Genomic DNA, 17,813 nt, shown 5'->3' on the forward strand with positions numbered 1-17,813 from the left:
CCTGTGATTAATCGTCGCCTTTGAGTTTTTTCCGTTCGACGTAAAGCGCTGCCGCCTCACGTACAAACGCTGCGCAGATTTTTGCCTTATAGTGGCTTTCCAGATCCTCTGCGATATCCAGCAACTCTTGCTTGGTTGAACGGTAAGGACGCAGTGCGTTGTAAATTTCCAGGATGCGATCATCTGGTACAGCGGTCAGTTCCGCCGCGCGCTCGAAGTTCATAGCCAGTCGATCACGCCCCGCATCTTTGGCGATAGCTGCCTGGATACGCAGGGTCTCCGGGGTGATACGCATATCCTGCGCGGTGATTTTCCCGTTCAGCACGCTCTCCAGCGTTAACTCATCCAGGGTTTTATTGGTGGATGTTTTCACCCATTCCGGATGTTTGTTTGCCAGCGGATAATCGCTAACTTTGGCCTGATGCGTGGTTCCGCCTGAGGGCGCGGTTGATGCCGTAACCGGGGCTGTCCCCTGCAGGCTATTCATACGGCTCAGCACATCACGAACCATTGATTCAATTGCGTCAGAATTCATGGTGTTGTCCTTTTAAAGCGCAACGCGCAGCTCTTGCGGGTTTTTCCCCGTCACGACGTACTTAGTCTCTTTGATATGCAGAATGGCGGACTTGGCCTGATATTTCGGACGTGCCATCTGATCGTTCAGAGTCGGTACAGGTTGCGGCGATTCGCGTTTCGCGTATTGCGCTGCGTTTTTGCCAATCTGGCGGTAGGTTTCCAGCGTCAGCAGCGGTGCCTGCGGGAAGAGTTCCAGGTTGGAAAGCGGCGGCAATCCTTTCTGATGGATGACCGTTGTACCTTTTGACTGGATACCCACCGAGATACCCGAGCCGCTCAGGCGGTTGCCTTCCACGGCGACAAACGCCACATCAGATGATTTGAAGCAGCGAATCACCCGCGCTTTCACCCCTTCTTCTTCAATACCGGCAATGACTTCACGCAGGATGCTCTTATGCGGCAAACCGACGATGTTTACGGTTTGCGAAAGACCGAAAGCAGGGCCAACGGCGATGATCACTTCATCCTGTTGAGTGCCGGGCTTCGCTTCACCAATTTCCGTCAGAAAGCCGCCCTCAGCCGTTGCTGCGGGTTTAGCAGCATTACCAGGTTGGGCGCTAAACGAGACTTTTTTATCGCTGGTTTGCATTTCTGCCAGCACATCTTCGATGATTTGGCGCAGCAATTTTTCGTTAATTTCCATCATTCACCCCTTAGCCCATTTCGTTCGGATCGAGTGCGCCCGGGATGTTTTTGATCTCTTCCCAGCGTTCACCTTGCAGGCGATAACCTGTTGCCGGACCGGCATAGTCGTTCACATCGTTCACCGCAGAGAGCACCAGCCCGTCGCCGACGATGATGGCCGAGGTATGCAGGTAGTCACCGGTCAGTTTGGCTTTTTGAATGTTCAGCATGTCTTGTGCGACATCTTTAAAGCCACCCTGGGCCAGGGCTTTCACCACTTCGAGACCGTTACGATTCTTGCTGATGATTTCCTGGGCGAATTTGATGTCTTCGACGATATTGCGCTCTGGCATGTCTTTTGAACCGTGGGCGTATGTTGCCGCTTCCACTTCTTCGTCAGTGATAGGCGGTAATCCCATACCGGCGAAGACGGCCTGCAAAGCGCGAGCCGCTTTGTTGCGAATGGCGATGACATCTTCTTCACGCACCGGGCGTAAACCACCATCAACTTTGAGGTCACGCTGGATGACGTTGTAATCGTCAAAGTCTTCCGCATCCTCGTTGGAGCCTGCGAACATGTTGTCGTAGTTCGGCACGGCGGAATAACCGGAGGAGATAAAATCGGTGCCCGGCAAGAATTGCATCAGCAGACGGGCGGTACGACGCATATCCGAATGGGTAAATGTCTGGTCATTACTGGACGCGCACTCCAGATCCAGAGCGGCACAAATCAGGTTTTCGGCAAGAATGGCGCGAATACCTGACGGCACGGCAGAAGGCACACCCACACAGCTTACCGAGCCGTTTTGCAGACCCTGAACACCCGCGGCTTTGGTGATGTAAATGCAGCGTGCTTCCAGGTAAAGCATGGATTTGCCTTCGGCATAACCCATCTGAACTTCTGACCCGGAGCCGGAGGTGAAGCGCATTTTCAGGCCACGAGAGGCATAGGAGGATGCGAGAAAGCCTTTTGACCAGGGCGTATCATCACCGTCAGTAAACACAGGCTCAGTACCATAAACGGAGATGGTTTCCGCATAACAGGTGTGGCCGAGCATGCCCAGTTTCAGTTCGGTTGCTTCTTCCAGAGAGCATTGGGTTAATACGCCTGGACGACCAACCTGTGAGCCGACCAACAACGCGATGGCATTGAAGGGGGCATAACGGGCGACCGCGACGGTGGTTTCCTGTTCGTCAAATCCACGGAATGCGCCCTCTGCAGCATCAGCGGCAATTTGTACTGGGTTGTCTTTGACGTTAGTGACATGTGCCTGCTGTGATGGGGTACGACGCGCGCGCATTTTCTGCATCGACATCATCATTTCCACCACGTTCATGTGCGACACCACTTCGACGATTTTTGCCGGAGTCATTGCAGTGGTGAGCGGCACAATGTCGCTGCGCTTAACGTTAGGATCGCAGAGCATATTGGCGAGCTTGACAGAGTCCATCGCCATCACTTCTTCCGCGCGATCGAGATTGATACCGTAGCGGGCAATAAAGTGGTCAATCAGGTCAAATTTACTGGCGGGTTTACCGTCCAGTTCAGTCACCACGCCGTCGACTATGCGTATAGAAGGTTTAGGATCGTTCGGGCTTTCCATTGCGATAAAGCCTTCTTCAATCCACTCCTTCACAAAGCCGTCCTGGTTAACAGGGCGTTTCGCCAGCGCTTCAAATCGTTTCGATCTCATGAAACAGCCTCTCTGTTATCAGATGTAAGACGGGCGGTCGTTTTTCGGCTCAGAACCCATTGTGCCCAGTACGGTTTTACCGATCTCACGGGCCGAAATGACGGCCTGGCGCACAGCGCCGGAATCACCGGAAATGATCAAAATGGCTTCGTTGCTATAGCTGGTGCCTTTTGCTGGAGAGCTATAGGCCACCACTTCCACATTGGCGGACTTCAGCGCCGTATCGGCCATCAACACCCCAACGGAGGCCGGTGCGCCAACGATCACGCCGCAGGCGCGGCCAACCGGTGCACCAAAAGCTTTTTCCAGCGCGTAGCTGGCGCGGGCGGTGTATTGCATTTCGATGTGACCAGCTTCGTTGGCATAAACATCGCCGAAGGTACGGTCGAGTTCTTTCAGTGCGACCTCGACAGCGCGTTTGACGTCGGAGACATCATTACCGCCGAAGAGGATCAGGGAGCCATGGCCCGCCCCGCCTTTGGTATCACGCGGTAATTCAATGCTGATCACTTCGGTGTTGGTTGCCTTCACGGCCTCATCTGCCGCCATGATGTGCGGGCCTGCGCCAGTGCGCGCGCCGAGAATGCCGATTGAGCGGTAGCGTTTTTCCAGCTTCATCGCATCAAGTAATGCGCTATCGACGTTTGCGATCACCAGACCCACGGTGTCGCCGACCGCCGTACCTACAAATTCCGTTAAACTGCAGCTTTTTTCTGCCATAGCCGTCTCTCGTTTGGGATGGGTTACAGTGGGGGAGGTCGCCGGTGTCGGTGATGACACTTTGGCGATCACCTGAGCCATGATCTGTTCCACCAGGTCATTGCTACTCATTGGCTAATTCCCTTAGGTAAGATTTTTTCAACATCAGTGTGCGGACGCGGGATGACGTGTACGGCTTTCACTTCACCCACCTGAGCGGCTGCGGCAGCACCTGCATCCGTTGCTGCTTTCACGGCACCAACATCGCCGCGAACAATGACTGTCACCAGGCCAGAACCTATTTTCTCGTAGCCCACTAACATGACATTGGCGGATTTCACCATCGCATCTGCGGCTTCAATTGCTGCCGTTAAGCCTTTGGTTTCCACCATTCCTAATGCTTCTTGTTGCATAAAGACCTCGATAAGGTTGCCCCCGATTTTTGGACTATACAAATAAGCGAGGAAAAAGAATGGCTGTCCTGAAATTACATTCGGAACTTACTGGTTTAATTAAGTGAAATAATTGCTCTGTTAATTAACATGGGTATGATTTTAAAGGTTATTTTGTTGTTTTTGTTATGGCAAAATATTGCTATGTCAATTTCACTTTTACATTTTTGGAAGTGACTTTATAAAACTGTTGTGATATTTGCGCGGGCGGAATCATTCTGTGAGCAATGCTGTAAAACGATGCACGAAAAAAAACAATAATTTGATATTTTAATAAAGCGAATAATCGCGAATGAAGTTGGGTGCAGCCTAATATTCATTTAGCTGGAATAGCAAAATATTGTTATTCAGAGGCGACTTTTTTGGCGTTTTCCGCCTGAGATTGCCAACACTTTTCAGTGTCGCATTCCTATAGTGAGCGGCGTTGTACTCTGCTGCCAGCTTCAGGCGTGCTGGTGAGATCGTGACTCTACCTGGAAGGTGACACAAATGAATGATTCACTTAAGGCACAATGCATTGCCGAGTTTTTAGGCACAGGGCTCTTTTTGTTCTTCGGTATCGGCTGTCTGTGCGCCATGAAAGTTTCCGGGGCTACGCTGGGGCTATGGGAAATTTGCATCATCTGGGGGTTGGGTATTTCGCTGGCCGTGTATTTGACCGCCGCTGTGTCCGGTGCACATTTGAACCCAGCGATTACCATCGCTTTGTGGCTATTTGCCTGCTTCCCAGCTCGTAAAGTGGTGCCGTACATTGTGGCGCAAGTTGCGGGCGCGTTCGGCGGGGCAGCTGTGGCCTATTTGCTCTACCACAGCGTATTTATTGAATATGAAACCGCGCATCACATCGTTAAAGGTAGCGTGGAAAGCCTGCAACTGGCGGCGTTGTTCAGCACTTATCCGGCTACCGCGCTGAGTATCTGGGAAGCGGCGCTGGTCGAAATTATCATTACTTCAATCTTGATGTGTATGATCATGGCGCTGACAGATGACGGCAATGGCGTACCACGTGGGCCTTTAGCACCGCTATTGATTGGTGTACTCGTCGCGGTGATTGGTGCGGCTACCGGACCATTAACCGGATTTGCAATGAACCCGGCGCGTGATTTTGGGCCGAAATTATTCACTTTCTTCGCGGGATGGGGAAACATTGCCTTCACAGGGGGCCGTGATATTCCGTATTTCCTCGTACCGATTATTGCCCCCATTATTGGGGCTTGCGGAGGGGCAGCCTGCTACCGCTATTTGATTGGCAAAAACCTCCCTTGCAATGCCTGTAAGCTGGAAGAGAGCAAAAGTTGACGTCTTCTCGAAATAGTATCCTGAAATTACTGTCCGACAATTGTTTATTTCGTGATCTGCTTTCATGAACGCGCTAAATCGTCTCCCAGGGATGGGAGACTTTTGTTATCTTGAATTCAGCCTATGGTCATTCGACGTTATTGGTTGCCTTTTAATATGAATGACTTGTAAACAAAATAGGTTTGTTTATAACAATAAATTAAAATTAACTGAGAGGTTTTATCATGATTTCTGCGAGTGCACTAAACTCCGAACTCATTAATAAAATCGCCCAGGATTTTGCACAAGCCACCGGTTTGGCCGTTGTTGTCGTTAATATCCACGGCGAAGAAATTTCCGAGCTTTTCAACTTCACCCCATTTTGCCAACTGATGCGTCAGAATCCGCAGCACAGCGCACGGTGTCGTATGAGCGATCGTTGTGGCGGCTTCGAAGCTTCTAAATCCAACCAACCCTGCATCTACCGTTGTCACGCCGGGCTTACCGACTTTTCTATTCCGCTGGTCATTGCCGGCCATCTGGTCGGGTTTGTGCTGTGCGGGCAGGTACGCTTGCGGGAAGGCGATAGTGTTGAACTCATTAATATTCTTAATATTGACGACCGCTGGCAGGCGGATCAGAAGCTGATGGATGAGTTTCTGAATGTCCCGGAGATGGACTACTCGCGGGTCATTGCGTCAGCGGATTTGCTTAAGCTGATTGTCGAAAATTGTCTTAAAAAACAACTCAACTTCGTTGTCATCAAAGATCAACAACAGGCACAGGAAGCGGGACGAACGAGCCGAAATCAGGGGCCGCATGACAGTAAGATGAAGAAGGCGCTGCGTTATATTGATGCCCATCTCTCGGACGAGTTGCGTCTGGAGGATGTAGCAGCGCATGTTTATCTCAGCCCTTACTATTTCAGTAAGCTGTTCAAAAAATATCAGGGTATTGGTTTTAATGCGTGGGTAAATCGCCAGCGGATGGCGAGCGCAAAAGAAATGTTGTGTCACAGCGACTGGAGTATTGCCAGTATTGCGCGCAATTTAGGTTTTTCTCAAACGAGTTATTTTTGCAAAGTTTTTCGCCAGACATATCAGGTAACACCGCAGGTTTTTCGTCTGCAAAATAATGCAAACTATGACGGCGATTAAATTTCCGATAACAATATTTTGTTATTCACAACGGCAATAAAATCGCCTGAAAGGCAGTCAGAATAAGACGTTGGGGAAAAGGTTGGACAATAAATTGTTATAGCGCAACAAATTATTGCCCATGCAGGGATAAACTGAACCAGTTTTTATTTTCCTGATGCGATAGATTGCAGTCAGGAGCAAAATCACTTTTTCAGCAATATGCTGTCGTAGTGATAAGTGATACGAACAATGAAGCCAACAGGTTTGCCGCAAATTATCGCGGCTGGGAAGGGGGTGAGAATCCCCCGCAGCCCCCGCTGCTGTGATGCTGACGACCCCGTAATCACCACTGATCGCAAGATTGGGAAGGACGGGCGAGGACGACGCTAAGCCAGAAGACCGGCCTGATGGTTACTCTCAACAACTTCGGTGGGAAGTCGGTTGCTCAGACGCGTACAGTCATAGACTGGGACTACGCATAGCCTGACACATCCTTTCCACCCTGAACGGGACTTTAAGGTATGTCTGACGGGCGTCGCGCCTTTATCCTTGCCGGTACCGGAAGTGGCTGTGGTAAAACCACCGTCACGCTTGGCCTGCTGAGCGTTTTGCAGCAGCGCGGTATGCGGGTGCAGCCATTTAAAGTCGGCCCGGACTACCTCGATACCGCCTGGCATACTGCCGTCACGGGTGTGGAATCCCGCAATCTTGACAGCTTTATGCTGCCCGCCCCAACGCTGAACGCGTTGTTTAACCAGCAAATGCACACCGCCAATATCGCCGTGATTGAAGGCGTTATGGGACTGTACGATGGTTATGGTACTGACCCCAATTATTGCAGCAGCGCCGCACTGGCAAAACAGCTTGGTGTCCCGGTCATCCTGCTGGTTGACGGGAAAGCGGTGTCGACCTCTATCGCCGCCACGGTGATGGGCTTTCAACATTTCGACCCGGCGCTCAACATTGCGGGTGTGATCGTTAATCGCGTCAACAGCGACAGCCATTTCCAGTTACTCAAGCACGCCATCGAACACTTTTGCGGAATTCCTGCGCTGGGCTATGTTCCTGTCACGCCCGGCGTGGCATTGCCGGAGCGCCATCTGGGGCTAGTCACCGCCCGCGAATCCGTCATCGATTCCCGGCCGTGGCGTGGATTTGCCGAACGCATCGCGCAAACGCTGGATATCGATAAGCTGCTTTCCCTGAGCACACTCCCGTCTTTACCGCAGGGCAAATGGCCCGCCTTACCGGCGTGTGACGAAGGGGAGGGGATAACGCTCGCACTGGCCGATGACGAGGCCTTCAACTTTTATTATCCCGATAACATCCAGCTGCTATGCAATGCGGGTGTGAAGATTGTGCGCTTTAGCCCACTGCATGACGCTGAGCTGCCCGAATGCCAGATGCTCTGGCTCGGTGGCGGCTATCCGGAACTCCACGCCCGCGCGCTTTCTGCTAATACCTCCATGCTCGACGCCATACGTTCTGCGCATCGGCGTGGCGTGGCGATATACGCAGAGTGCGGCGGACTGATGTATCTCGGCTCTACGCTACGCGATGTCGAGGGCGATATTCATTCAATGGTGGGGGCGATACCCGGCCACAGCGAGATGGGAAAGCGTCTGACCCGCTTTGGCTATTGCGAAGCCACTGCCCGCCAGCCCACGCTGCTTGCCGATGCAGGGGAAACCCTGCGCGGCCATGAGTTCCACTACTCCGATTTTACCCCTGAGCAAGACGCGGTAATGCAGTGCCAGAAAACCCGCGATGGCAGGATTTTATCCGAGTGGCAGGGCGGCTGGCAGGTGGGCAGCACCTACGCCAGCTATTTGCACATCCATTTTGCCCAACGCCCGGCCATGCTGAGCCGCTGGATTGCCGCCGCAAGGAGCGCGTTATGACGATCCTTGCCTGGTGTGTCGCATGGCTGCTTGACCGCTGGCTGGGTGACCCTCCGCACTGGCCGCACCCGGTTCGCTGGATTGGTGCACTGATCACCCTCACCCAGCGCGTTGTTCGCCGGGTCTGTCATTCCGATACCGCCTTGCGTGTCGGCGGTGGTGTGATGTGGCTGGTAGTCGTGGGGGCGACCTGGGGCGTGGCATACGGCGTGTTGACCCTTGCAGAATCCATTCATCCGTGGCTTGGCTGGTGTGTGGAGGTGTGGATGATCTACACCCTGCTGGCGGCGCGTTGCCTGGCGGATGCGGCACGGGAAGTGGAACACGCCTTGCGCCACGGTACGCTGGATGAAAGCCGGGAGAAACTCTCCTGGATTGTCGGGCGCGATACCTCGCAGTTACAGCCGCCGCAGATCACCCGCGCGGTGGTGGAAACCGTGGCAGAAAACACCGTGGATGGCGTGATTGCGCCGTTGTTCTTTTTACTGTTGGGTGGCGCGCCGCTGGCGATGGCCTACAAAGCGGTCAATACCCTCGATTCGATGGTCGGCTACAAACATGAAAAATATCGAGCCATAGGCATGGTGAGCGCGCTCATGGATGATGTGGCCAATTTTCTTCCGGCTCGCCTGAGTTGGTTGTTGCTGAGCATTGCCGCCTGGCTTTGCCGCCTGAACCCGGCACGCGCATTTCGCATCGGCTGGCGCGATCGTCGCAATCACAGCAGTCCCAACTGCGCCTGGCCGGAAGCTACCGTGGCAGGGGCGCTGGGCGTGCGGCTTGGCGGCCCCAATGACTACTTCGGCCAGCGCGTCGAAAAACCCTGGATTGGCGATGAGACCCGCGCCATCACCGTTGATGATATTTCGCAAACCATCCGCCTGATGTGGGTGGCCTCTACCCTGGCGCTGGCCGTGTTTGCGCTGATGCACGTTACGCTGGCAGGAGCAGCAATCTGATGAAAACAATGGATTATTTACAGCAACCTCAGGCCATTGAAGACAAAAGTTTTGTCATTATCGGCGACATCATTCGCGAAAACCGGCCTGACTACCGTTTTGCCAGCCCTCTGCACGAAGCCATCATCAAACGTGTGATTCACACCACCGCCGATTTCGACTGGCTGGATATCCTCTGGTTCTCCCCGGACGCACTGGAAAGCCTCGGCAATGCAATACGCTGCGGTTGCACGCTTTACACTGACACTACGATGGCCCTTTCCGGGATCAACAAAACCCTGCTGGCAAAATTTGGCGGTGAGGTGAAGTGCTATATCAGCGACCCGCGCGTGGTGCGCAAAGCGAAAACTGAGGGGATCACCCGCTCAATGGCGGCAGTGGACCTGGCGCTCAGCGAAGCGGGCGAGAAAATCTTCGTCTTTGGTAACGCCCCCACCGCGCTGTTCCGCTTGCTGGAGCAAAACATCCAGGTACGAGGGGTAGTTGGCGTCCCGGTCGGCTTTGTCGGTGCGGCGGAATCGAAAGAGGCGCTGGTAGAAAGCGGGTTGCCGGGGATAGCCGCGCTCGGGCGTAAAGGCGGCAGCAATGTGGCGGCGGCTATCATTAACGCCTTTTTGTATTCCATGCGGGAGGCGTAATGAGCGAAGAGACGTTCGACGCCCCGGTGTGGCATAACGGCAAGGCGTTACGCAAAGGCTATACCACCGGGTCCTGCGCGACAGCGGCGGCGAAGGTTGCGGCGCTGATGGTCCTGCGCCAGCACATCATTCATCAGGTGTCGATTGTCACGCCCTCTGGCGTCACGTTGCGTCTTAACGTTGAATCCCCGCATATTGAAGGTCAGCAAGGGATAGCCGCTATCCGCAAAGACGGTGGCGATGATGTGGATGCCACCCACGGCATGCTGATTTTTGCGCGTGTCACCCTGAACGACAGCGGCGAGATTGTGCTGTCTGGGGGGGAAGGTGTAGGCACGGTGACCCGCAAAGGCATTGGCCTGCCGGTCGGCAGTGCTGCCATTAACCGCACGCCGCGCCAGACTATAGAAGCGGCAGTACGCGAAGTGATTGGCCCTTCGCGCGGCGCGGAGGTGGAAATCTTCGCCCCGGAAGGGGAAGCGCGGGCGCAAAAAACCTACAACAGCAGGCTGGGCATTCTGGGCGGGATCTCAATTATCGGCACCACGGGTATCGTCACGCCGATGTCCGAAGAGAGCTGGAAACGCTCCCTTTCACTGGAGCTGGAAATCAAACGCGAAGCGGGGCTGGAGCGGGTGGTACTGGTGCCTGGCAACCACGGCGAGCGTTTTGTCCGCGAGCAAATGGGGCTTGCCAGCGACATCGTGGTCACCATGAGCAACTTTGTGGGCTACATGATTGAAGAGGCTGTCCGCCTGGGCTATCGGCAAATTGTGCTGATTGGTCACCCCGGCAAGCTGGTGAAAATCGCCGCCGGGATCTTCCACACTCACAGCCATATCGCCGATGCGCGTATGGAAACGCTGGTGGCGCATTTGGCGTTGCTCGGCGCGCCTCATGAATTGCTGCTTAAAGTCAGCGAGTGCGATACCACCGAAGCAGCGATGGAGCACATCGACACAGCGGGGTTCGGCCATTTGTATAACCATCTGGCGCTGCGGATCTGTCAGCGCGTCATGCAGAACCTGCGCTTTACCAAAAATCCTCCTCAGTGCGATGCCATCATGTTCTCCTTTGATAACCAAATCCTCGGCGCGAATCGCCCATTCCGGGAGATTGTGGAGGATTTGCAATGCTAACCGTTGCAGGCATGGGGCCTGCTTCTCTGACCTTAATGACCCCAATGGCGCTGGAGGCCGTCGCGCAGGCCGATATCCTGGTGGGCGGGAAGCGCCATCTGGAGCAGTTCCCTGACTTTACGGGTGAACGCCGCGCGCTTGATGCCGACATCCCCGGATTAATACGCTGGATTGCACAGCGGATGCATCAGCGCGTAGTAGTGCTGGCCTCCGGCGATCCGCTCTTTTACGGCATTGGCAAACGTCTGGTGGCGGAGTTTGGCATTGAACAGGTGCGCATTATTCCGGGCATCAGCGCCGTGCAGTACCTGTGTGCAAAGACCGGCATCGACATGAATGATATCTGGCTGACCAGCTCCCACGGGCGCGATGTCGATTTTGACGCTCTGGTCCGCTCGCCAAAAACCGCGATGGTGACCGATGCCCGCTGTGGACCCCGGGAAATTGCCGCAGCCCTGGTAGCGCGCGGTGCGGGGGAGCGCTGGCTGGTGATTGGTGAAAACCTGGCGATGAACAACGAGCGCATTCACGGGCTGCTCGCCCGTGACGTCCATGCGCAGTATGAGATGAATGTTGTGGTGATCCTCAATGAAAGATGAACTGTTCTTACGCGGTGAAAGCGTCCCGATGACCAAAGAAGTGGTCCGCGCACTGGCGCTCTCGCGCCTGAACTTATCCGGCGCACGCCATTTTATTGATATTGGCGCAGGCACGGGCAGTGTCTCCATTGAGGCTGCCGTCTGCCACCCGCAGTTACAGGTAACAGCCATTGAGCGCAACCCGGCGGCGCTGGGGCTGCTGGAAGAGAACTGCCAGCACTTTGGCTGTCGCAATATCACCATCGTCCCGGGCGTGGCGCCGTTATTTGTCGAGCAGCCCGCCGATGCGGTTTTTATGGGCGGCAGCGGTGGCAACCTTACTCAGCTTATCGACTGGTCTTTGGCCCAATTGATCCCCGGTGGCCGCCTGGTGATGACTTTTATTCTGCAGGAGAACCTCAGCAGCGCGCTGAGCCACCTCGCCACCTGCCAGGTCGCCGCGCTGGACTGCCAGCAGATTCAGGTTTCGCTTCTTCATGCGCTGGGCAGCGGCCACTACTTCAAACCGAATAACCCTGTTTTTGTGATTTCCTGCGAGAAGGAAGAGTCTCATGGCTGAACAATTTGATGCGCAAACCGTCTGGTTTGTCGGGGCAGGCCCCGGTGACCGGGAACTGATCACCCTGAAAGGATACCGCCTGTTGCAGCAGGCACAGGTCGTTATTTACGCGGGTTCCCTCATTAATACCGAACTGCTGGAATATTGCCCACCGGGCGCTGAGTGCCACGACAGCGCCGAACTGCACCTGGAGCAGATAATCGACCTGATGGAAGCCGGTGTGAAGGCGGGCAAAGTGGTGGTACGCCTGCAAACGGGCGATGTCTCTCTTTACGGCTCCGTGCGTGAACAAGGGGAAGTGCTGACCGAACGCGGCATCCAGTGGAAGGTTGTTCCCGGCGTGAGTGCCTTCCTCGGGGCGGCGGCAGAACTGGGCGTGGAATACACCGTGCCGGAAGTCTCGCAGAGCCTGATCATCACCCGCCTGGAAGGACGTACCCCGGTCCCGCCGCTGGAACAGCTGGAATCCTTTGCCAGCCATCAGACCTCAATGGCGATTTATCTCTCCGTACAGCGCATTAACCGGGTGGCAGAGCGCTTGATTGAAGGTGGTTATCCGGCAACCACGCCGGTGGCAGTGATTTATAAAGCCACCTGGTCAGAAAGCCAGACGGTGCGCGGAACCCTCGCGGATATTGCTGACAAAGTTCGCGATGCCGGTATTCGGAAAACCGCATTGATCCTCGTGGGTCCATTCCTTGGCGAGGAGTACCACTACTCACGTCTTTATGCCGCGGATTTTAGCCATGAATACCGTAAAGCCTGAATCTGTCGCGCTGTTTTGCCTGACGCCCGGCGGTGTTGCCCTGGCGAACCGGCTGAAACTGGCGTTGCCCATGACCTGCTACACCAGTGAGAAATTGCTGGAAGAGGGGTTTGTGCCGTTCGATGGCGGCTTTGCCCAGTCGCTGCGCGATGCCTTCACCCAGCACTCCGCGCTGGTGTTCATCGGTGCGACCGGGATTGCCGTGCGCGTGCTGGCCCCACTGGTGAATGACAAATTCAGCGACCCGGCGGTGATCGTTATCGATGAGCGCGGCTTGCACGTCATCAGCCTGCTTTCCGGACATTTTGGCGGGGCAAATGCGCTGGCGCGTTACCTGGCGGGCATCCTTGGCGCGGACCCGGTGATCACCACGGCAACGGATGTCAACGAACTGGCGGCGCTCGATACGCTGGCCTGTCAGCTGGATGCGCGCATGGAGGATCTGCGCGGAGCGGTAAAGACAATCAACCACGGGCTGGTCAGCGGGGAGCGCATCGGCCTGTGGTGTGAAGAAGCATTGCGCGGTGAAGTCGAACGCTGCGACACGCGCGGGTTTATTCCGGTCACTTCGCTCGACGATATGCCTGAGTTGACGGCGCTGATTTGCGTAACCGTGCAGTCTTCGCTGCCCGAACTTAGGGTGCCGGTCTACAAGCTGGTTCCCCGCCGTGTGGTGGCAGGTATTGGTTGTCGTCGCGATACCCCGTTTGCGGTGGTGTCAGGGCTGCTTAAGCAACAGTTGCAGGAGCATGCTTTCGACCCGCTGGCACTGCGCGCGATAGGCAGTATTACCCTGAAAGAGCATGAAAAAGCGCTCACTTTGCTGGCGGAAAGCCTGCATGTGCCGTTTGAAATTTTTACCGCTGATGCCCTGCGTCAGCATGAACATCGTTTCCCGGCCTCAGATTTTGTGCGTCAGACCACTGGCGTGGGAAGCGTATCCGGACCCGCAGCCTGGTTGATGAGTGGTGGGCAACTGGTTGGCGAGACCCTGCGTGAACAGGGCGTCACTATTACTTTGGGAGTTTCACACTGATGTTAACTGTTATCGGGATTGGCCCTGGCTCACAGGCAATGATGACCATGGAGGCGATAGAAGCCTTGCAGGCGGCGGAGATCGTGGTGGGCTACAAAACCTACACCCATCTGGTGAAAGCGTTCACGGGCGACAAGCAAGTGATCAAAACCGGCATGTGCAAAGAGATTGAGCGCTGCCAGGCGGCGATTGAACTGGCGCAGGCCGGGCATAACGTGGCGCTCATCAGCAGCGGTGATGCCGGAATTTACGGCATGGCGGGTCTGGTTCTGGAACTGGTCAGTAAACAGAAGCTGGACGTGGAAGTGCGTCTTATCCCCGGAATGACCGCCAGTATTGCAGCGGCGGCGCTGCTTGGCGCACCGCTGATGCATGACTTTTGCCATATCAGCCTGAGCGACTTACTGACGGCGTGGCCGGTCATTGAAAAACGCATTGTCGCAGCCGGGGAAGCCGACTTTGTTATCTGCTTTTATAACCCGCGCAGTCGTGGCCGCGAAGGGCATCTTGCTCGCGCATTCGAACTGCTGGCGGCCAGCAAAAGCCCGCAAACGCCGGTGGGCATTGTGAAATCCGCCGGACGTAAAAAGGAAGAGAAGTGGATAACCACACTCGGCGAGATGGACTTTGAACCGGTCGACATGACCAGCCTGGTGATCGTCGGCAATAAAGCCACCTACGTGGCGGACGGCTTGATGATTACCCCGCGAGGCTACGAGTTGTGAGGCCAGGCGATGTACTGGTGATGGGCGGCACCAGCGATGCGCGGGCCATTTGCCAGCGACTCGATGCCGCCGGGGTGCGCTACACCCTTTCAGTCGCAACCCCCACCGGACAACATCTGGCGGGAGACATTCGCGGTGAGGTGCGCTGCGGGCGGATGGAGCCTGACGCCATGCTGCGCTGGCTTATCGATAACCAGACCCGCTGGGTGGTGGATGCGTCACACCCCTATGCCGAGGTGGTCAGCCAGAACATCGCCGAAGCCTGTCGCCAGGCAAATGTGCTGCTGAGCCGTTACCAGCGCCCGGAACAACTGCCGGAACTGGAACATCCACTGTTGCACAAAGTCGCCTCGATTGATGAAGCCTGCAAAGTCGTACGTAGACTCGGGCAGCGCGTGTTGTTGACCACCGGCAGCAAAGACCTGGCACTCTGGCGCGCGGGGCTTGGTGAGAAGGCTTTGCTGGCGCGGGTGCTGCCCGTGGCCGATGTGATGACGCAATGCGCCGAAAGCGGTTTTGGCGTTGGCGAGATCTACGCTATGTGCGGGCCGTTTAGCGCAGAGTTTAACGCCGCCTTTTACCGTCAGTGCCGCGCGGATGTAGTGATCACCAAAGCCTCCGGTGCGGAAGGCGGGTATCAGGAAAAAGTTCAGCCATGTCTGGACGCGGGGATCCCCTGCATTGTTATTACGCGCCCGCAGCCTTCGGTTTCGGGTGAGGAGCTACTGGAAAGCCTGGATGCCTTTTCGCAGCGGCTGCTGCGCTGGCTTGCCACACAGTGAGGAAAAGAACATGAAAAAAGCGCTTCTGGTGGTGAGTTTCGGCACCAGCTATCACGACACCTGTGAAAAGAACATTGTGGCCTGTGAAAGGGAACTGGCCGCCAGTTGCCCCGATCGCACGTTTTTTCGGGCATTTACCTCTGGAATGATCATTCGAAAGCTCAAACGTCGGGACAATCTGCATATCGACACCCCTTTGCAGGCACTGCAAAAACTGGCCGACCTGGGCTATCAGGATGTGGCGATCCAGTCGTTGCACATTATTAACGGTGATGAATACGAAAAAATTGTCCGTGAGGTACAAACCCTGCGGCATCTCTTCAAACGCATGGTGATCGGTGCACCACTGCTCAGTAGCAACGATGACTACATGCTCCTGATGCAGGCGCTGGCTCGCCAGATGCCGGTGCTGACAGAGGGTGAAAAAGTCGTGTTTATGGGCCACGGGGCCAGCCACCACGCCTTCGCCGCTTACGCCTGCCTCGATCATATGATGGCGGCGCACCGTTTCCCGGCGCGTGTCGGCGCAGTGGAAAGTTACCCGGAAGTCGATGTGCTGATCGACAGTCTACGCCGCGAAGGCATTAGCGCGGTGCACCTGATGCCGCTGATGCTGGTGGCCGGCGATCACGCCATTAACGATATGGCGTCTGATGATGAAGACTCATGGAAAACACAGTTTGAACGGGTCGGGATTGCCGCAACGCCCTGGTTGCAGGGGCTGGGTGAAAACCCGGCTATCCGCGCGATGTTTGTCGCACATCTGCATCAGGCGCTGAGCCAGTCACTGGAGGTGGCGGCATGAGCGGCAGACTGTACGCATTAGGGATTGGCCCCGGAGCCAGCGACCTTCTCACCGTGCGCGCCGCGCGCATTCTCGGCAAGCTCGATGTGCTCTATGCCCCGGCAGGGCGCAAAGGGGGAGATAGCCTGGCGCTCTCTATCGTGCGGGAGTATCTGGGCAAGCAGACGGAAATCCGCTGTACCCATTTCCCGATGAGCGCCGACAGCGCGGAAAAAGAAGCCGTCTGGGATGAAGTGGCCGCCGCGCTTAGCGCAGAAACCGAGGCCGGCAAGCAGGTGGGGTTCATCACCCTGGGCGATGCCATGCTGTTCAGCACCTGGGTCTTCTTATTACAGCGCCTGGGGCGTCCTGACTGGCTGGAAATTGTGCCGGGCGTGACCTCTTTTGCCGCCATCGCCGCGCGCACGCAAACCCCGCTGGCCATGGAGCAACAGTCGCTGGCGGTGGTCTCCTGTACCGCGCCAGAGGAAGAGATTACCCAGGCGCTGGCGAACCACGACAGCCTGGTGTTGATGAAAGTCTATGGCCGTTTCGCGCGTATCAAAGCGTTGCTGGCCGATGCCGGATTGCTTGACCGCGCATTGATGATGGCTGAGGCGACCCTACCGGGAGAGCAATGCTGGCGGCGACTTGCAGAGGTAAGCGACGAACAGGCACTGCCATATTTTTCGACGATTCTGGTGAATAAACAGTGGGAGAGGCTATGAAACGGGAACAACAGCTTAAACGCCTGTCGTTAAGCGGGCTGGCAGCAGGTCTGTTGCTGCTTGTCGTACCGGAGCAGGCATTTGCCATGCACATTATGGAAGGCTTTTTACCGCCGATGTGGGCGCTGGCCTGGTGGATGTTATTTCTTCCTTGTTTGTGGTACGGGCTGGTGCGCCTGCGCCGTATTGTCTCGGAAGACGGTAACCAGAAGGTGCTGCTGGCACTTTGCGGCGCGTTTATCTTCGTGCTGTCGGCGCTAAAAATCCCGTCGGTGACCGGCAGTTGCTCGCACCCGACTGGCGTGGGCCTTGCGGTTATTCTCTTCGGGCCGGGTGTGGTGGCTATCCTCGGTGCGATTGTGCTGCTGTTTCAGGCGCTGTTGCTGGCGCACGGTGGCCTGACCACACTTGGAGCAAATGGCATGTCAATGGCAGTGATCGGACCCGTCGTCGGTTATCTGGTCTGGCAGATGGCCTGCCGTGCAGGTATTCGTCGTGATGTTGGGGTCTTCTTGTGCGCCATGCTCGCCGACCTGGTGACCTATTTTGTCACCTCCGTGCAGCTTGGCGTGGCGTTCCCTGATCCGCAGTCCGGCGCGACCGGTTCCATCGTCAAATTTATGGGCATCTTCTGCCTGACTCAGATCCCCATCGCGATTGCCGAAGGGCTGCTTACAGTGATGATTTACGATCAGCTCACCAAACGCCAGCTGATCGCCGCACAAGGACATTAAG

General features: G+C 55.7%; 20 protein-coding genes and 1 riboswitch. Of the genes, 15 read left to right on the forward strand and 5 right to left on the reverse strand.

Going from position 1 to position 17,813, the window contains the following annotated elements:
• Nucleotides 1–7: 7 nt before the first annotated feature.
• Genes pduE through pduA form a run of 5 tightly spaced genes read right to left on the reverse strand, consistent with a single transcriptional unit; the run spans nt 8 to nt 4,006 of the window.
• Entirely contained in the window at nt 8–535 is a 528-nt protein-coding gene (pduE, locus tag AB182_RS08125; protein ID WP_047369656.1) for a propanediol dehydratase small subunit PduE, read from the reverse strand.
• Nucleotides 536–547: 12 nt separating this feature from the next.
• The gene (locus AB182_RS08130) at nt 548–1,219 is read right to left on the reverse strand and encodes a propanediol/glycerol family dehydratase medium subunit (RefSeq protein WP_047369657.1); all 672 of its coding nucleotides are present in this window, start codon (nt 1,217–1,219) and stop codon (nt 548–550) included.
• Nucleotides 1,220–1,229: 10 nt separating this feature from the next.
• Nucleotides 1,230–2,894, reverse strand: a complete 1,665-nt coding sequence (gene pduC / locus AB182_RS08135; RefSeq protein WP_047369658.1) for a propanediol dehydratase large subunit PduC — start codon at nt 2,892–2,894, stop codon at nt 1,230–1,232.
• An 18-nt stretch (nt 2,895–2,912) separates the two neighbouring features.
• Nucleotides 2,913–3,725 carry a propanediol utilization microcompartment protein PduB gene (pduB, locus tag AB182_RS08140; RefSeq protein WP_047369659.1) on the reverse strand — a complete coding sequence of 271 codons (813 nt, stop codon included), beginning with the start codon at nt 3,723–3,725 and terminating at the stop codon, nt 2,913–2,915.
• Nucleotides 3,722–4,006: a propanediol utilization microcompartment protein PduA gene (gene pduA, locus AB182_RS08145; protein WP_041851904.1), complete on the reverse strand. Its 285-nt coding sequence runs from the start codon at nt 4,004–4,006 to the stop codon at nt 3,722–3,724. The genes pduB and pduA overlap by 4 nt, the downstream gene beginning before the upstream one ends.
• Before the next feature lie 528 nt (nt 4,007–4,534).
• On the opposite strand from pduA, the gene pduF reads away from it, so the two are divergent.
• The 15 genes from pduF to cbiM all read left to right on the forward strand — a co-directional run bounded on the left by pduF (nt 4,535) and on the right by cbiM (nt 17,812).
• Complete coding sequence (gene pduF, locus AB182_RS08150; RefSeq protein WP_047369660.1) at nt 4,535–5,344, forward strand: propanediol diffusion facilitator PduF; 810 nt, start codon at nt 4,535–4,537, stop codon at nt 5,342–5,344.
• 224 nt (nt 5,345–5,568) lie between these two features.
• On the forward strand, nt 5,569–6,480 hold the full coding sequence (pocR, locus tag AB182_RS08155) for a transcriptional regulator PocR (RefSeq protein WP_041851902.1): 912 nt from the start codon (nt 5,569–5,571) through the stop codon (nt 6,478–6,480).
• A 225-nt stretch (nt 6,481–6,705) separates the two neighbouring features.
• Nucleotides 6,706–6,884: riboswitch (cobalamin riboswitch) on the forward strand.
• Between the two features lie 99 nt (nt 6,885–6,983).
• Nucleotides 6,984–8,363, forward strand: coding sequence for a cobyrinate a,c-diamide synthase (locus AB182_RS08160; protein ID WP_047369661.1), 1,380 nt, complete (start codon nt 6,984–6,986; stop codon nt 8,361–8,363).
• Complete coding sequence (gene cbiB / locus AB182_RS08165; RefSeq protein ID WP_047369662.1) at nt 8,360–9,322, forward strand: adenosylcobinamide-phosphate synthase CbiB; 963 nt, start codon at nt 8,360–8,362, stop codon at nt 9,320–9,322. Before AB182_RS08160 ends, cbiB begins: the two co-directional genes overlap by 4 nt.
• 8 nt (nt 9,323–9,330) lie before the next feature.
• A complete protein-coding gene (locus tag AB182_RS08170) occupies nt 9,331–9,960 on the forward strand; it encodes a cobalt-precorrin-8 methylmutase (protein ID WP_047373222.1) in 630 nt (209 codons plus the stop codon).
• A complete protein-coding gene (gene cbiD / locus AB182_RS08175) occupies nt 9,960–11,099 on the forward strand; it encodes a cobalt-precorrin-5B (C(1))-methyltransferase CbiD (protein ID WP_047369663.1) in 1,140 nt (379 codons plus the stop codon). The genes AB182_RS08170 and cbiD overlap by 1 nt, the downstream gene beginning before the upstream one ends.
• On the forward strand, nt 11,093–11,698 hold the full coding sequence (cbiE, locus tag AB182_RS08180) for a precorrin-6y C5,15-methyltransferase (decarboxylating) subunit CbiE (RefSeq protein WP_047369664.1): 606 nt from the start codon (nt 11,093–11,095) through the stop codon (nt 11,696–11,698). Before cbiD ends, cbiE begins: the two co-directional genes overlap by 7 nt.
• Nucleotides 11,688–12,257 (forward strand): decarboxylating cobalt-precorrin-6B (C(15))-methyltransferase, encoded by a 570-nt coding sequence (locus AB182_RS08185; protein WP_047369665.1) that lies wholly within the window; start codon nt 11,688–11,690, stop codon nt 12,255–12,257. Before cbiE ends, AB182_RS08185 begins: the two co-directional genes overlap by 11 nt.
• Nucleotides 12,250–13,023: a cobalt-precorrin-4 methyltransferase gene (locus AB182_RS08190; protein WP_047369666.1), complete on the forward strand. Its 774-nt coding sequence runs from the start codon at nt 12,250–12,252 to the stop codon at nt 13,021–13,023. Before AB182_RS08185 ends, AB182_RS08190 begins: the two co-directional genes overlap by 8 nt.
• On the forward strand, nt 13,004–14,059 hold the full coding sequence (gene cbiG, locus AB182_RS08195) for a cobalt-precorrin 5A hydrolase (RefSeq protein WP_047369667.1): 1,056 nt from the start codon (nt 13,004–13,006) through the stop codon (nt 14,057–14,059). Before AB182_RS08190 ends, cbiG begins: the two co-directional genes overlap by 20 nt.
• Entirely contained in the window at nt 14,059–14,784 is a 726-nt protein-coding gene (locus tag AB182_RS08200; RefSeq protein WP_047369668.1) for a precorrin-3B C(17)-methyltransferase, read from the forward strand. The genes cbiG and AB182_RS08200 overlap by 1 nt, the downstream gene beginning before the upstream one ends.
• Nucleotides 14,781–15,566 carry a cobalt-precorrin-6A reductase gene (locus tag AB182_RS08205; RefSeq protein WP_120785369.1) on the forward strand — a complete coding sequence of 262 codons (786 nt, stop codon included), beginning with the start codon at nt 14,781–14,783 and terminating at the stop codon, nt 15,564–15,566. The genes AB182_RS08200 and AB182_RS08205 overlap by 4 nt, the downstream gene beginning before the upstream one ends.
• Nucleotides 15,567–15,576: 10 nt before the next feature.
• Nucleotides 15,577–16,371 (forward strand): sirohydrochlorin cobaltochelatase, encoded by a 795-nt coding sequence (cbiK, locus tag AB182_RS08210; RefSeq protein ID WP_047369670.1) that lies wholly within the window; start codon nt 15,577–15,579, stop codon nt 16,369–16,371.
• On the forward strand, nt 16,368–17,078 hold the full coding sequence (locus tag AB182_RS08215; protein WP_047369671.1) for a cobalt-factor II C(20)-methyltransferase: 711 nt from the start codon (nt 16,368–16,370) through the stop codon (nt 17,076–17,078). Before cbiK ends, AB182_RS08215 begins: the two co-directional genes overlap by 4 nt.
• A complete protein-coding gene (gene cbiM / locus AB182_RS08220; RefSeq protein WP_047369672.1) occupies nt 17,075–17,812 on the forward strand; it encodes a cobalt ECF transporter S component CbiM in 738 nt (245 codons plus the stop codon). Before AB182_RS08215 ends, cbiM begins: the two co-directional genes overlap by 4 nt.
• Nucleotide 17,813: the final 1 nt, after the last annotated feature.

Source organism: Phytobacter ursingii, assembly GCF_001022135.1.
Lineage (GTDB): Bacteria > Pseudomonadota > Gammaproteobacteria > Enterobacterales > Enterobacteriaceae > Phytobacter > Phytobacter ursingii.